This window comes from Alteromonas sp. AMM-1 (genome assembly GCF_047290655.1).
Lineage (GTDB): Bacteria > Pseudomonadota > Gammaproteobacteria > Enterobacterales > Alteromonadaceae > Alteromonas > Alteromonas mangrovi.
In genome coordinates this window covers 1-15530 of sequence record NZ_JBLBUE010000080.1, presented here as the reverse complement: position 1 = coordinate 15530, position 15530 = coordinate 1, and the positions used below count along the sequence as shown (strand labels likewise).

Here is a 15530-nt window from a genome sequence, read left to right as displayed (position 1 = left end):
TAGCCGGACCAAGTTGGGAACGTATTCCTCAGCCTGTTTTTCAGGTCAAAGCCGGTCACGTAATCGTTATGGATATGTCATTGTCGATGCGCGCTACCGACGTTACGCCAGACCGTTTATCCCGGGCGAAATACAGGGCAATTGATCTGGTAAAGCTTATCAACGAAGGGGATATGGGCTTGGTGGCTTACGCGGGTGATGCGTTCACCATTAGCCCATTAACTGAAGATGCAACCACCTTAACAGCCCTGCTCCCCAGTTTGAGCCCGGAAATTATGCCCACGTCAGGCAGTGAACCTGTATTGGGGTTAAAAGCGGCGGCCAACTTACTGGAAAGTGCCGGCTATCAGCGCGGTGCACTTTACTGGATCACTGATGGCGTTGAACTGGAACAAATGAAAGAACTCAGCGACTTTTTATCTTCCACCCCTTATACCGTGAATATTCTGGGTGTCGGCACGCAAACTGGCGCGCCCATCAAACAGCTCAATGGCGAACTATTAAAACGCAGTAATGGCGCAATTGTGATCCCAAAAATGAATCCGTCAGTGTTGCAACAACTCAGTCGCCAGAGTGGCGGTAAGTTCTCTGAAATCACCGCTAACGACAGTGATATTCGTAAAATTGCTGCGGTAAATCGATTTGATGATGCCGAAACTGAATCACAGGACAACAACAAGCAAGGTGATAAATGGGCAGAAGCCGGGCCGTATTTGCTACTTCTATTGCTGCCGATTGCCGCCCTGTCGTTCCGACGCGGTTTGTTGTTCGCCCTTTGCTTGTGTGTGCTAATACCCATGCAATCGCCTGTTGCCGTAGCGCAAACACAGCCAGGTCAATCACCCGTCGCAAACACCGACGAGGCTGTACAACCCAATGCTATTAGTTGGTGGCAGAAACCCTTTTTAAATGCCGATCAACAGGGCTATGAACAGTACAACAGCGAACAATTTCAGGACGCCTCTGAATCCTTTGAAGATTTATCGTGGAAAGGCGCAGCACAATATCGCTCCGGTGAATACGAAGCGGCTGCAGAGACTTACGGCCAGTTAAAGAGTGCGGAAGGCTTTTACAACCAGGGCAACGCGCTGGCAAAAGCGGGCCAATTGGAAGAGGCTATTGGCGCTTATGAACAGGCATTGGCAAAACGCCCGGATTATCCTGAAGCAGCACAAAACAAAGCGCTGCTTGAACAATTAAAAAATCAACAGGACCAACAACAGGATCAACAAAATCAGGGCGATAATCAGAATCAATCTGACGATCAACAAAACCAAAGTGAGCAAAACGGCGAGAATCAGCAACAAAATGGTGAAGGTTCAGACCAACAGCAAAGTGGGGAAAATGATCCGTCACAAAGTGACCAGCAAAACGGTCAGGATCAACAGCAGCAATCATCAGACAATCAGCAAAATGCTGAACAGAACGGTGAGCAGTCTGACCCACAGGATGCCCAGGACGAACAACAGCAACAGGCACAACAGCCTGAAAATGGCGAGCAGGAAGCTGGCGAAAGTGAAATGAAACAAGCAATACAAGGTGACGCCGAGCGCGACAAAGAGACCGAACAACGACTCAATAATCTATTGCGTCGCATCCCTGACGATCCAGCCTTCCTGTTGAAACGCAAAATGCAATTGGAAGCGCAGAAACGTCAGTATCGTCGTCCCCCTTCTTCAGACCGGAGTGATTGGTAATGATCAGTAAACGCCTGATTGCAGGTTTATTAATGTGCGTGCTGCCTTGGATATCTCAGGCCGAAGTAACCAGTGTGACAGCCACTATCGACAAAAACCCTGTGATGCTCGACGAGGCTATCGTGTTAACGGTTGTGGCTGAAGGCGATGCCGAGCGCGATGCATTCGACAGTTCCGTTTTATTAAGCGATTTTGTGGTAGGCCGCACGTCAGTGGGTTCACAAACGTCAATTGTCAACTTCTCTACCCGCCAGACAACTACCTGGTCTACTACCTTGTTTCCGCGCAGTGTAGGCAAATTTACTATTCCGGCATTTACCATCGAAGGCAAGTCGAGTGCACCTATTACTGTTAACGTTATCCCGGTACAACAAGGTAGCGATGCGCCGGCCAGAGACTACTACGTAGCCACCGAAGTCAATCAGTCGAATGTGTACCTGCAACAACAGTTGCGCTACACCGTGAAACTCTATCTGGCATCGCAAATTGAACGTGGTAGCCTACAAGCCCCTGAGCTTGAGAATGCGCAAATTCAGCAACTAGGTGAAGACAAGCAATACACAGAGCTGGTAAATGGCAAACGTTATCAGGTAATTGAACGCAACTTTGCGATTCTGCCTCAGCAATCTGGCGACTTTACCATTCGCGGCCCGGTCTTTTCTGGCGAAGTCATTGCAGCGAATACCAATCAGCGATTTGGCTTTTTTAACCGTACTCAGGCTATCAACCGGGTTGGCCCGGATGTGGATATCAGTGTTAAACCTATTCCGCAGGACATAGACTATCACTGGCTGCCGAGCGACTTTGTGCAACTGGATGAAAACTGGCAAACCGATGAATTTGTGGTAGGTGAACCGGTAACCCGCACACTCACGCTGACCGCCGTTGGGGTAGTGGAAGAACAGCTGCCCGAGATAGCACAAATATACCCGCCCGCATTTAAGCTTTATCCCGACCAACCCGGCAGCGCAACCGCCGAGCGCGACAACCGGTTAATTGTACAGCGCACCGAATCAGTAGCGCTGATCCCCACCAAGCCTGGTGAGTTTATTATTCCAGAGGTCAAAGTGCCCTGGTTTAATACCAACACAGGCAAAACGGAATTCGCAACACTGCCTACCCGCACCATTACGGTAGCACCCGCGGCAAACATGGGTAACACGCCAACTCCAGCAACGCCGCAGGCTCAGGTGCCGCCACCTGCAATACAGCAGGTTACATCAGATCAAGGATTACCTGACGCTGATAACGCCCAGCCACAGGCTGCAGAATCACTGATATCACCAAATTCACAGCAAGGAATTGATCATTGGCACTGGCTGTTAGCTGCGCTTTGGTTACTGACTGCAGCAGGTTGGTTAATTCATGCTCAGAAAAAGCGCTCAGTGAGCGCAGTGCCTTCATCGCAAAAAACGGCGACTAACGCCGATGTTAAATCACTTATTTCAACCATTGAAAAAGGCAATGTGGGTGATATTCAAACCGCCTTGCGCAGTTGGCTGGCACAATTTTCTGCCGCCCAACGCTGGCATATTCAGCAGTCGATCAAGCCCGAGCTTGATCAAATGATGGCCTCGGCTTTTGCGAATCCGCCACAGGCCTGGAATAAGGCTGCGCTAATTTCGGCAATAAAACGTATAACAACAATATCCAATACAAAAGACGGGGGGCTCACCCCGCTTTATCCACTACACAAATAGGGTTCTTATGCACATTCAAACACAGAAATTACGAAAGTTAAGCGCCATTGCTTTAGCAGTGAGTGGGCTAATTGCCTGCTCACCGGCAACGCAAACCACCGCCCCAACATCAGATACTGCTCAATCGGTGCAGGCACAATCTGAATCAGAACGTCTGGCAGCCTATTTTGAGCAAACCTTCCAGGACGACTTAAAACGTTCCCCGACTTTCCAGAGCTATCTGGGTATAAAATGGGACTACGACAAATGGGGTGATGAAAGCGACGCTTTTGCTGACGAAAGTATCGCCATTGCCAAAAAGCGCTTACAAGAAATTTCGCAGTTTGATATCAGCAAGCTTAGCGAACAGGAACAAATGAGTGTTCGCCTGTTCAAGCTGGGAATCGAGCGGGATTTAGAAAACGACAAATACCGCCACCATACCTATATTGTGCATCAGTTCAGAGCAGCTCATACCTCTGTTCCCAGCTTTCTGATCAACATTCACCGGGTAACCAGTGTGGATGACGCCAATGCCTACATTGCCCGTTTAAATAACGTACCTGGCAATTTTGATCAGGTAATTGAGCAAATGCAGATGCGTGAAGCCCTTGGTGTGTTTCCACCCAAGTGGGCTTATGATCAAATGATTGAAGCGTCACAAAATGTGATTAGCGGCATGCCATTTGATGATTCTGACAAACCCTCTACGCTGTTGAAAGATTTCAGCGACAAAGTCGACGCCCTGAATCTGCCTGAAAATGAAGTATCGGCCCTGAAAGAGCAAGCTAAAACCGCACTGCTTACGTCTGTGAAGCCGGCTTATGAAAAGCTGATGGCAGCATTTGCCCATCAAAAGACCGTTAGCCCTGAAGGTGACGGTGTTTGGCGTTTACCCGATGGCGACAAATGGTATCAGAACCGCCTTAACTGGTTCACCACAACAGATTTAACCGCTGACGAAGTGCATCAGATTGGTCTTGATAATGTAGAGCGCATTCACAATGCGATGCGCGACATTATGAAGCAGGTTGAATTTGACGGCACGCTGCAGGAGTTCTTTGAATTCATGCGCACCGACAAGCAGTTCTATTACCCGAATACCGATGAAGGACGCGAGCGCTATCTGGCAGAAGCAACCGCCGCCATTGATACTATGCGCGAGGCTCTACCGGCGTATTTTGGTTTAACGCCAAAAGCGCCGATGATAGTAAAACGTGTTGAGGCTTTCCGCGAAAAATCAGCGGGTAAGGCCTTTTATCAAAATCCTGCGCAGGATGGCTCACGCCCGGGTATCTATTACGCCAACCTGTATGACATGAACGCCATGCCAACCTACCAAATGGAAGCGTTGGCGTACCACGAAGGCATACCCGGTCACCATATGCAGCGCGCTATTGCGCTTGAGTTGGACGGCATTCCGCAATTCCAGAAATTCCTGAGCTTTACTGCCTATACTGAAGGATGGGGTTTATACACCGAAGAACTCGCCAAAGACATGGGCTTTTACCAGGACCCCTACTCCGACTTTGGACGCCTGGCAATGGAATTATGGCGAGCCTGCCGTTTAGTGGTAGACACTGGCATTCACGCGAAAAAATGGAGTCGCGAAGAAGCGATTGCGTATTTGATCGCCAACACGCCGAATCCGGAATACGATGCCGTGAAAGCGATTGAACGATACATTGCCATGCCGGGTCAGGCAACGGCCTACATGATAGGAAAACTGAAGATAATGGAGCTGCGCGAAGCAGCAAAAGCCACTCTGGGTGATAATTTCAGTTATGCCCAATTCCATGACGTTGTGCTCAAAGATGGTCCTGTGCCATTGTCGTTACTGGAAGAAAAAGTACATCAGTGGGTTGAAAGTAAATCGTAATCTCACTCATTGTTTGATTGTGATAAAAAGGAGCTTCGCGCTCCTTTTTTGTTTTTTTGAAAAAAATCACCTACTGTTGAAATTTGTTTTACAGCGTGTCGGTCTATTCGGACATGAAAGAAAAAACTCAACGCTATGAAGCTTTAGTTCGCGCTCTGCACGCCGACGTGTATCGATACGCTTACTGGCTCACTAATAATAAGGCCACTGCCGAAGATATTGTGCAGGAAACGTTCCTGCGCGCCTGGCGTGCCCTCGACTCCCTGCAGGATGAAAAAGCCGCAAAATCCTGGCTTATCACCATTTTGCGACGAGAGAATGCACGGCGCTTTGAGCGCAAGCAGTTTGATTTGGTAGACATCGACGATGTGTCAGTTTCTGTGTCATCAGCAGACTGTCACGACAACGATACGGAAATCCGGCAACTGCGACGGGCAATGGCAAAACTGGAAGAAGACTACCGGGAACCCCTGGTACTTCAGATTCTGTTTGGTTTTAGTGGTGACGAAATAGCCCAACAACTGGATTTAAACAAAAACACCGTCATGACACGATTATTCCGTGCCCGCGCGCAATTAAAAGAAGCGCTGGCTCCCAGTCAACCTGAGCGAGGTCGCCAAAATGGATGAATTAGAATTTCGGCGCCGCATTTATGCTAACCCTGCGGATACCGACGAAGCCTTAGTACAAGCAGCAAACGACGATAAAGGGTATGATGACTTTTGGCAGGATGTTAAACGTCTCGACGATAAACTCACACGCGCCATTGATGTGCCCGTGCCCGATGATTTAGCTAATAAGCTTATATGGCAGCAAAGTGTACGCGAGTTCGCACACAAAAAGCGTAAAAACCGCTGGTACATTGGCCTGGCGGCAAGTGTTGCATTAACGGCTGGCGTAGGCATTACCGCCTGGCAGCAACAACATGTCTCTCTGGGTGACGCCGCGCTTGCGCATATGTACTACGCGGAACATGAAACGCCGGTAGGCGACGCACCGGTAACCGCGCAAATTGCCAATGCCAAACTGGCACAGTTCGGTGCAGAGATTGATCCGGCCATTGGCAAAATCGCGTCGGTCAATTACTGTCATCTGGATTCAATACGCAGCTTACACCTGATCATTGAAACCGCTCAGGGGCGAATGTCAGTTTTTCTGGTGCCAGAGAAAAATCACCCGGTAAAAAATAGCTTTTCTGACAAGGCGTACGAAGGTTTGTCTTATGCTTTTAACCATGCCAATGTGTTAGTGGTAGGCGAAAAAGGCGCGGATATACCGGCATTTCAAAGCATTCTGAAGCAAAGTTTAAAGTTCTCTGCATAAACCGTTGCACATGGCCTGCCTGAAAGCAGGTCATGTGTTCAAATCGCTTAAACACGCTAATTCCTGACTCCCGGTAGAAACCAGCCGACCCATCCTGATATAGTAACCATCACTACAATAACGATAACGACAGAAGGAAGCGCTAATGGAAGTTGGCACTATGGTCTCTCTGGGGCTGTATTTTTTAGTGATGTTAGGCATTGGTTGGTACGGCTACAAAGAGGCCGACACCAGTGTAGAAGGCTACATGTTGGGTGGCCGCAAACTCGGTCCAGCAGTAACGGCGCTGTCTGCCGGCGCATCCGATATGAGCGGATGGATGCTGATGGGATTACCCGGTGCAATGTATGTGGCAGGTATTTCGGCAGCCTGGATTGCCATTGGCCTTACCATTGGTGCCTTTTTAAATTATATTCTGGTTGCCCCTCGTTTGCGGGTTTACACCGAAATCGCCAATAACGCGATTACCCTGCCCGATTACTTCGAAAACCGTTTTGCCGATAACAGCCGCATGTTGCGGGTGATTGCTTCAGTGGTCATAGTGGTATTCTTTACCCTTTATACCTCTTCGGGAGTAGTAGCTGGCGGCAAATTATTCGAATCTTCGTTTAATTTAAGCTACGAAATGGGCTTGTATGTTACCGCCGGCGTGGTAGTTGCCTACACAATGATTGGTGGCTTTATGGCTGTGAGCATGACCGATTTTGTACAAGGCTGTATCATGTTTATTTCGCTCATCCTGGTGCCGGTTGTAGTTGTGATGGAGCTTGGCGGTGTATCCCAGGCCAATCAGATCATTACCAGTATCGACCCAGCCATGTTTGACCTGTTTACCGATGCTGCGAGCGGCACAACGTTGTCGTTTATCGGTATTTTATCGCTATTGGCCTGGGGATTCGGTTATTTTGGCCAACCGCACATTATCGTCCGTTTTATGGCGATCTGCTCGGTAAAAGCCATTCCGGTTGCCCGCCGCATCGGTATGAGCTGGATGATCCTGTCGATTACCGGTGCATTGATGACCGGGTTATATGGCTTAGCCTATGTTACTCAACAACCCGACGTGACCATTGATCCCGAGACCGTCTTCATTTACTTGTCACAAATCCTGTTCCATCCCTTGATTGCCGGTTTCTTATTGGCTGCCATTCTGGCGGCAATCATGAGCACTATTTCATCTCAGTTATTAGTTACCTCCAGTTCGCTAACCAGTGATTTCTATCAAATATTTCTGCGTAAAGAGGCGTCAGAGGGAGAACTGGTGATTGCGGGGCGTGTTTCCGTTGTTTTGGTTGCTGCCGTTGCCATTACGCTCGCATATGATCGCGACAGCACTATACTATCGCTGGTGAGTAATGCCTGGGCCGGCTTTGGCGCGGCATTTGGTCCTCTGGTACTGTTCAGCCTGTTCTCTCGCAATATGACCCGCGCAGCAGCATTTGCCGGAATGATCACGGGCGCTGCCACCGTACTCTTATGGATTTATTTACCAGTGCAAATTCAGGGGCAAAGCCTGAGTCAGTGGATGTACGAAATCGTGCCCGGCTTTGTATTATCGAGCATTTCAATTGTGGTAGTAAGTAAATTCACCCAACCCAGGGAGAGCGTTCAGGCTACTTTTGCCAAATTTGAACAAGCATTGCATCAGCAACGTTAATGCTTATGGCGGCTTAGGGTTTGCAAACCCTAAGCCGCCATACCCTTAATACACCTTTGCAATACACCCTCTCGACACACCCATATAACCATTTGATATAAAATACATCAATGTGGTTTTAAAAAATTCCATTACGTCCTCTCGTCATACCACAGAAATCAGGCGTATACTGCTCTACCCTGTATACTCATACACAACCAGAATCCCTTAACCAGCCTCACTTTTGTCATTTGCATGAGCCGACGTCTTCTTTGTGGAAGAGCCGTGTTAATACAAAGGAATAAAAGGGCTATTTCAAATAGCTAAATGGCATAGCACAAATGCGCCTAAATATGTTAGGGTTCTATGTATATAATCATTTCGTATATAAACCTAAACTTCGGACTCGATAAATGACTGCAAGTATCCCGTCAACCACCCATTTGAAACAACTCGAAGCCGAGAGTATCCATATCTTTCGTGAAGTTGCTGCGGAATTCGAAAACCCAGTAATGCTGTATTCCGTAGGCAAGGATTCCTCGGTGCTGTTACACCTGGCACGTAAAGCATTTGCGCCAGGCAAAATCCCATTCCCGTTATTGCACGTTGATACCACGTGGAAATTCCGCGAAATGATAGAGTTTCGTGATCAGCAGGCCAAAAAGCACGGCTTTGACCTACTGGTGCATATTAATCAGGAAGGCGTCGACATGGGCATGGGTCCATTCAGCCATGGCAGTGCCAAGCACACTGACGTGATGAAAACCGCAGCCCTGAAGCAGGCACTGAACAAATACAAATTCGATGCCGCCTTTGGTGGTGCCCGTCGTGACGAAGAAAAGTCACGTGCAAAAGAACGTGTATATTCATTCCGTGACAGCAACCACCGCTGGGATCCGAAAAACCAGCGTCCGGAACTGTGGAATATTTATAACTCGCAAATCAACAAGGGCGAGAGCATCCGTGTATTCCCAATGTCTAACTGGACTGAACTGGATATCTGGCAATACATCTACAAAGAGAACATTGATATTCCACAACTGTACCTGGCCAAACCTCGCCCGGTTGTGAAGCGCGATGGCGTATTGATCATGGTTGACGACGATCGCATGCCACTGAAAGAAGGTGAAGTACCAGAGATGAAATCCGTGCGTTTCCGGACGCTGGGATGTTACCCACTGACTGGCGCAGTTGAGTCAACCGCGGCCACACTGCCAGAAGTTATCCAGGAAATGCTGTTAACTAAAACCTCCGAGCGTCAGGGCCGTGTAATTGACCACGACAGTGCTGGCTCAATGGAGAAGAAGAAAATGGAAGGATACTTCTAATGGCCACCAATATCGTTTGGCATAAGCATGAGATCAATAAAACGACCCGTGCAGAAAGCCTCGGCCAACAACCCCGTGTGCTGTGGCTAACCGGATTGAGTGGTTCGGGTAAATCTACCCTGGCCAATTTGCTGGAAAAGAAACTACACGAACAGGGCAAACATACCTATTTGCTGGATGGCGACAACGTGCGTCACGGCTTATGTGGCGATCTGGGTTTCAGCGATAAAGACCGGGTTGAAAACATTCGTCGCATCAGTGAAGTGGCCAAATTGTTCGTGGATTCGGGATTGGTGGTACTCACCGCGTTTATTTCACCCTTTCAAACCGACCGCGATTTTTGTCGCAACCTGTTGGCAAAGGGTGAATTTATCGAAGTGTTTGTAGACACGCCACTGGCAGTTTGCGAACAACGTGACCCGAAAGGCCTCTACAAAAAGGCGCGCAGTGGCGAAATCAAACACTTTACCGGGATTGATTCTGCCTACGAAGCGCCAAGCGCACCTGAAGTGCATTTACCGTATCAGGAAGAATCTGCCGAAGACACAGCAGAACGCTTGTTTAACCTGTTAACCGAAAAAGGATTGTTGTAATGGCCATTACGGACCCTCTCGCGTTGCAAGTGCTTGCGATAGCCAAGGACGCGGGTGCAAAAATTATGGAAATTTACCAGCGCGACTTTGCTGTGTATGAAAAACAGGATACCAGTCCGCTAACAGAAGCAGATTTAGCTGCCCACAAGTGTATTGTGGCCGGTTTAGAAGCCATTTCAGACTTGCCAATACTGTCGGAAGAATCGGCTGATATCCCATGGGAAGAGCGTAAAACCTGGAACCAGTACTGGCTAGTCGATCCACTCGATGGCACCAAGGAATTCATTAAAAAGAACGGTGAATTTACCGTCAATATCGCACTGATTGACGGCGGCAAGCCGGTGATGGGCGTGGTATATGCACCGGCTCTGGCAAAGTCCTATGTCGGGATTGTTGGTCAGGGTGCCTGGGCTGAAACCGCAGAAGGTGTAAGCGCCATTTCTGCCAAAGTGCACAGTGAAGGTGAAGTGTGGAAAGTGGTGGGTAGCCGCTCGCACCAGAGCCCTGAGATTAAGAATCTGCTGGACCTGCTTGGCGGAGAATCAGAACTGGTTGCCATGGGCAGCTCACTGAAACTATGCCTGGTTGCCGAAGGCGAAGCACATCTGTACCCGCGACTGGGCCCAACCTCTGAATGGGACACCGGCGCTGCGCATGCCGTAGCATTAGCTGCTGGCGCAAACGTGACTGTACTGGATGGCGCAAACCCACTGAATCCTGACGCTGAGGCTCTTACCTACAATCAGAAAGAGTCTGTGTTAAACCCTTATTTCCTCGTGAGTGCATAAGCATGAATAACGAAAACGAATTATTGAAAGAAGACATTCTGTCGTACCTGGATCAACACGAACATAAAGACCTGCTGCGCTTCTTAACCTGCGGCAGCGTTGACGACGGAAAAAGTACCTTAATCGGCCGCCTGCTGCACGATTCAAAAATGATTTATGAAGATCAGTTGGCTGCGATTACCCAGGACAGCAAGAAAGTCGGTACTACCGGCGACAAAGTCGACCTGGCACTGCTAGTGGATGGTTTGCAGTCAGAGCGTGAGCAAGGTATCACCATTGACGTAGCCTACCGCTACTTCTCTACTGACAAGCGCAAGTTCATTATTGCCGACACCCCCGGACACGAGCAATACACCCGTAACATGGTAACCGGTGCCTCTAACTGTGACCTGGCTATCCTGATGGTAGACGCCCGCGCAGGTGTAAAAACGCAAACGCGTCGTCACTCATTCCTGGTGTCTTTACTGGGTATTAAGCACGTTATTGTTGCTGTAAATAAAATGGATCTGATGAAATTCAGCGAAGACGTGTACAAGCAAATTCAGGCAGATTACACCGCATTTGCCGCGCAACTGAACATTCCTGATATTCACTTTGTACCAATTTCAGCACTTGATGGCGACAACGTGGTTAATCTGAGTGAGCACACGCCATGGTACAAAGGCAAAACGCTGATGCAAATGCTAGAAACCATTCAAATCAACAAAGACGCCAACACCGAGGACTTCCGCTTCCCGGTACAGTATGTTAACCGTCCAAACCTGGATTTCCGTGGTTTTGCAGGTACTGTTGTGTCTGGTCAGATTAAGCCTGGCGACGAAATCACAGCATTGCCTTCAGGTAAAACCTCTAAGGTGAAGTCGATTGTTACTTTCGATGGCAACCTGGACGAAGCTTATGCGCCATTAGCTGTTACTCTGACACTGGAAGACGAAATTGATATTTCCCGTGGTGACATGATTGTAAAATCTGACAACAAGTCACTGCTGAGTACGCAGTTTAAAACGCATTTGGTGTGGATGGCCGAAGAGCCAATGATGCCAAACAAGCAATACATGTTTAAGTTTGCTACCAAAACCACGCCTGGCAGTATTGCCGCTATCGATCACCTGATTGATGTGAACACACTGAAGCAAAGCCAGTCGTTGCACATGAACCTGAACGAAATTGGCGTGGTAGACGTGAAGTTCACCCAGCCAGTGCCTTGCGATCCGTACAAGCGCAATCGTGCTACCGGTGCATTTATTGTGATCGACCGCTTAACCAATGGTACGGTTGGTGCGGGTATGATCATCGATGAACTTGCGAAGGACAAGCTGCATGGCGCCACTGAATTCTCTGCATTCGAGCTTGAATTCAATGAACTGGTTCGCAAGCATTTCCCTCACTGGAATGCTATCGACATTAGCAAGCTGTAGGAGCAGGATCTAACAACATGGATCTGAACCACCTCGTGGTACTGGGGTTTTTCCTCGGTACCATCGGGGCGTTGATTTTTTCAAATCAACGCCCCTCCACTATTTTCGCGCTTGCGGTGTTGGGTTTATTAGTTACTCAACAAATCACATTTGATGAAATTTTAGCCAACCTTACTAACAAAGGCCTGATTACACTCATTCTGTTGCTGCTTGTTAGTAGCGCCATCGACAAAACCGCCTTTATCAAACGCCTTGCGCGAAAGCTGATAACCGCTAACTTTACCCACTCATTCTGGCGACTGTTCGGTTTAACCTTCTTTTCGTCGGCACTACTCAATAACACAGCCATAGTTGCCAGTTTAATTGGGCCGGTTAAACAGAATCAGTACCACCCTGCTTCGCGCTTTCTAATCCCGTTATCCTATGCTGCGATTTTGGGTGGCACGGTAACCTTAATTGGTACCTCCACTAACCTGATTGTTGATAGCTTTCTGCAAGAACATGGCCATCCAGGCTTTGGTTTTCTCGACTTTACCGTTGTGGGCCTTGGTGCAGGGTTAACGTGTGGTGTATTAATGTATGCACTTTCTCCCCTGTTGCCGAGTATTGCCAATAAGCAAAATGACTTTAGAGAATACATTGTAGAAGCGGAAGTCAGTGACGATTCTGAACTGGTTGGAAAAACCGTTGAACAGAACCACCTGCGTAACCTACCTGAGTTGTTTTTGGTTGAAGTAGTAAGAAAGCGCAAACTGATTAGCCCGGTAGGGCCGGATTTGGTGATTCAGGGTGGCGACAAACTCATTTTCTCGGGTAATGTGAAAAACCTGGATGCGCTTTCGCACATCAAAGGGTTAACCACCTTTGCCGAAGCCGATGGATTACTGCGGGAAAATTTAACCGAAGTGATTGTGTCAAACCGTGCGCAAATCATAGGACAAACTATTAAAGCACTGGGCTTTCGTGCGCTTTTTGATGCCGCTGTAGTGGCTATTCGTCGCGATGGCGAGCAGCTCTCAGGCAAATTAGGTGAAATCAAGCTACAGGCCGGTGATTTTTTGTTACTGGCCGTCGGGCCGGATTTCAACTCTCGCCATAACCTGACCAAAAACTTCTTTATACTGTCTGAACAACGCATCTCGCGTCCACTATCAACGCCACAGGAATGGATCACAGTTGGCGGCTTTTTGACCATCGTGGCTCTTGCTGCAACTGAAATACTGTCGCTGGCAGTAGGCTTGTTATTTTTCGCTGCAGTGCTGGTGGGAGCGAATGTTACGTCCAGCGGCGAAATCAAACGCAATATGCCGTTGAACCTCATCGTGGTAATTGTGGGAGCCTTGTCGCTGGCAACCGGATTGGAAAATTCAGGCGTTATTGCACTCAGTACAGACCAACTGCTGCCTTATCTGGCCGACACCAACTGGCTGGTAGCACTGATAGTAGTTTATGTTCTGACACTTGCGTTAACAGAATTTGTTACCAACAACGCTGCTGCGGCACTTATGTTTCCGTTTGCATATGGTTTGGTAGAAATTATTGGCGCACCGCTTTTACCGTTTGCACTGGCTGTTGCATTCGCTGCAAGCGCCAGTTTTATCTCACCGTATGGTTATCAAACCAACTTATTGGTGTATAACGCAGCAAACTATAAGTTTAGTCACTTTGTTCGATTTGGATTACCGGTCTCTATAGTGTATTCCAGTATTGTGATCACACTGCTCAACGTGCTGTATTTATAATGAAAAACGGCCCGTTCACGGGCCGTTTTCTTATGAACCCGAAGCGAGAGCTAACCCGCCAACATTTCAATTACCCTGTTTTTACCGGTATGCTTGGCCCGGTATAATCGTTTATCTGCAACGTCAATCAGTTCTTCCAGACCACCTGTGTTACCCTCGCTTACCCCAATACTGCAAGTCATCGCAATTTTGTGCTCGGTAAACACCAGTTCGCGTAATTTCTGCATGAATAAATCCGTGGTTTTCATTACCTCCGGATAAGGTCTTTCAGACAAAACAACAAATTCCTCGCCACCATACCGCGCTACCAGGTCATCAGAAAAATAGCGTTTTAACAACAGAGAGAAAGCCTCTAGCAGCTTATCCCCCGTTTTATGGCCGTAGGTATCATTGATGGGTTTAAAGTCATCTAGATCAATAATGGCTACCGTGACGCTTACCTTTGCATCCAGCAGTGATTCGCCATGTTCAAACAAAAACCGGCGGTTATAGGTATTGGTTAATGGGTCGAGATTTGCAGAGTCCCTTACCTGCGCCATCATCTCCTGTAGCTCCAGACTATGCAGTACACGGCAAAAGAACTCTTCATGATAAAACGGTTTACTCAGGAAATCGTTCGCACCGCTTTTAATGAATTTTGCCGACAACATGCTGTTACCTGTTGCCGAAAGACCAATAAAAATAAGATCCTGGAATTGTCGCTCCTGTCGGATCCGCTTAACCAACTGGAACCCATCCATATTGGGCATCATGTAGTCTGAAATCACCAGCTTAATGTCTTTGTGCTCGTTCAGTGCCGCCAGCGCTTCAACACCATCGTTTACGCACACTACATTGAAACGAAATTTTTGCAGAAACTGGCTCAAAAAACGCTGGCTGGTCAGTGAGTCGTCGGCAACCAATACCTTGGTTGAAAGGTTCTTGCGCAGCCGATCGATGAGTTTTACCACCTGCATGTAGGAATACCTGGATTCTTTGGTAATGTAATCCAGTACACCTTTGTCGAGTAGCATATGCCTTAAATGCTCATCAAAGTTGCCGGTGAGCACAATGGTGGGAATATCATACGGTAAGATTATGTCTACGATTTCGCCGTTAGGTGCATCCGGCAAATTGAGATCAACAATGGCGGCAAGAAACGTTTCACCACTATTCAATTGCTTTTGCGCACTGGCTAAATCTTCACACAACACGCTTTGAAAATGGGGGTTATCTTCGATTAATTTAAACAGAATTTTTCTGACAATCGGACTGTCTTCGGTAACCAGAATTTTGTGCATATTGTTTGCTCATCAAACGTCACTCCAGCATTCTGTGCAGAATAACTCAGTTTTTACCCGAAAACTTGCTCCAAGCGCCAAGTTTATACTGATGTCTAAGTCTGCTAGTCCAATGGATTCTTTTTTACACACATTTTATAGATAAAAAAACATCTCTAAATTTAACG

At 47.9% G+C, this 15530-nt stretch carries 12 protein-coding genes; 11 read left to right on the top strand and 1 reads right to left on the bottom strand.

The features are described from left to right. The 11 genes from ACLR2L_RS12830 to ACLR2L_RS12780 form a co-directional block, all read left to right on the top strand. Positions 1–1697 (top strand): vWA domain-containing protein (locus ACLR2L_RS12830; RefSeq protein WP_413368584.1); only part of this gene is annotated, 1697 nt, incomplete at its 5' end. Beyond that, positions 1697–3397, top strand: coding sequence for a BatD family protein (locus tag ACLR2L_RS12825; protein WP_413368583.1), 1701 nt, complete (start codon positions 1697–1699; stop codon positions 3395–3397). The genes ACLR2L_RS12830 and ACLR2L_RS12825, both read left to right, overlap by 1 nt. A gap of 7 nt (positions 3398–3404) precedes the next feature. Beyond that, positions 3405–5255 (top strand): DUF885 domain-containing protein, encoded by a 1851-nt coding sequence (locus ACLR2L_RS12820; RefSeq protein ID WP_413368582.1) that lies wholly within the window; start codon positions 3405–3407, stop codon positions 5253–5255. 113 nt (positions 5256–5368) lie between these two features. Then, the gene (locus tag ACLR2L_RS12815) at positions 5369–5884 is read left to right on the top strand and encodes a sigma-70 family RNA polymerase sigma factor (RefSeq protein ID WP_140955923.1); all 516 of its coding nucleotides are present in this window, start codon (positions 5369–5371) and stop codon (positions 5882–5884) included. Beyond that, entirely contained in the window at positions 5877–6578 is a 702-nt protein-coding gene (locus ACLR2L_RS12810) for a DUF3379 family protein (protein ID WP_413368581.1), read from the top strand. The genes ACLR2L_RS12815 and ACLR2L_RS12810 overlap by 8 nt, the downstream gene beginning before the upstream one ends. 145 nt (positions 6579–6723) lie before the next feature. Then, on the top strand, positions 6724–8235 hold the full coding sequence (putP, locus tag ACLR2L_RS12805) for a sodium/proline symporter PutP (protein WP_413368580.1): 1512 nt from the start codon (positions 6724–6726) through the stop codon (positions 8233–8235). Between the two features lie 392 nt (positions 8236–8627). Beyond that, positions 8628–9542: a sulfate adenylyltransferase subunit CysD gene (cysD, locus tag ACLR2L_RS12800; RefSeq protein WP_140955929.1), complete on the top strand. Its 915-nt coding sequence runs from the start codon at positions 8628–8630 to the stop codon at positions 9540–9542. Further along, the gene (cysC, locus tag ACLR2L_RS12795) at positions 9542–10135 is read left to right on the top strand and encodes an adenylyl-sulfate kinase (protein ID WP_140955931.1); all 594 of its coding nucleotides are present in this window, start codon (positions 9542–9544) and stop codon (positions 10133–10135) included. Before cysD ends, cysC begins: the two co-directional genes overlap by 1 nt. Next, positions 10135–10923, top strand: a complete 789-nt coding sequence (gene cysQ / locus ACLR2L_RS12790) for a 3'(2'),5'-bisphosphate nucleotidase CysQ (RefSeq protein WP_413368579.1) — start codon at positions 10135–10137, stop codon at positions 10921–10923. Before cysC ends, cysQ begins: the two co-directional genes overlap by 1 nt. Positions 10924–10925: 2 nt before the next feature. Continuing rightward, the gene (gene cysN / locus ACLR2L_RS12785; RefSeq protein WP_140955934.1) at positions 10926–12341 is read left to right on the top strand and encodes a sulfate adenylyltransferase subunit CysN; all 1416 of its coding nucleotides are present in this window, start codon (positions 10926–10928) and stop codon (positions 12339–12341) included. Between the two features lie 17 nt (positions 12342–12358). After that, a complete protein-coding gene (locus ACLR2L_RS12780; RefSeq protein WP_413368578.1) occupies positions 12359–14083 on the top strand; it encodes an SLC13 family permease in 1725 nt (574 codons plus the stop codon). 50 nt (positions 14084–14133) lie between these two features. Here the strand turns inward: ACLR2L_RS12780 and ACLR2L_RS12775 are convergent, their stop codons facing one another. After that, positions 14134–15363, bottom strand: a complete 1230-nt coding sequence (locus tag ACLR2L_RS12775; protein WP_413368577.1) for a diguanylate cyclase — start codon at positions 15361–15363, stop codon at positions 14134–14136. Positions 15364–15530: the final 167 nt, after the last annotated feature.

What these genes read in the sequence shown, in the direction of transcription:
- ACLR2L_RS12820 (WP_413368582.1), top strand. Translation starts at nt 3,405, where the DNA reads ATGCACATTCAAACACAGAAATTACGAAAGTTAAGCGCCATTGCTTTA.
- cysQ (WP_413368579.1), top strand. Translation starts at nt 10,135, where the DNA reads ATGGCCATTACGGACCCTCTCGCGTTGCAAGTGCTTGCGATAGCCAAG.
- ACLR2L_RS12825 (WP_413368583.1), top strand. Translation starts at nt 1,697, where the DNA reads ATGATCAGTAAACGCCTGATTGCAGGTTTATTAATGTGCGTGCTGCCT.
- cysC (WP_140955931.1), top strand. Translation starts at nt 9,542, where the DNA reads ATGGCCACCAATATCGTTTGGCATAAGCATGAGATCAATAAAACGACC.
- ACLR2L_RS12810 (WP_413368581.1), top strand. Translation starts at nt 5,877, where the DNA reads ATGGATGAATTAGAATTTCGGCGCCGCATTTATGCTAACCCTGCGGAT.
- cysD (WP_140955929.1), top strand. Translation starts at nt 8,628, where the DNA reads ATGACTGCAAGTATCCCGTCAACCACCCATTTGAAACAACTCGAAGCC.
- ACLR2L_RS12775 (WP_413368577.1), bottom strand. Translation starts at nt 15,363, where the DNA reads ATGCACAAAATTCTGGTTACCGAAGACAGTCCGATTGTCAGAAAAATT.
- ACLR2L_RS12815 (WP_140955923.1), top strand. Translation starts at nt 5,369, where the DNA reads ATGAAAGAAAAAACTCAACGCTATGAAGCTTTAGTTCGCGCTCTGCAC.
- cysN (WP_140955934.1), top strand. Translation starts at nt 10,926, where the DNA reads ATGAATAACGAAAACGAATTATTGAAAGAAGACATTCTGTCGTACCTG.
- putP (WP_413368580.1), top strand. Translation starts at nt 6,724, where the DNA reads ATGGAAGTTGGCACTATGGTCTCTCTGGGGCTGTATTTTTTAGTGATG.
- ACLR2L_RS12780 (WP_413368578.1), top strand. Translation starts at nt 12,359, where the DNA reads ATGGATCTGAACCACCTCGTGGTACTGGGGTTTTTCCTCGGTACCATC.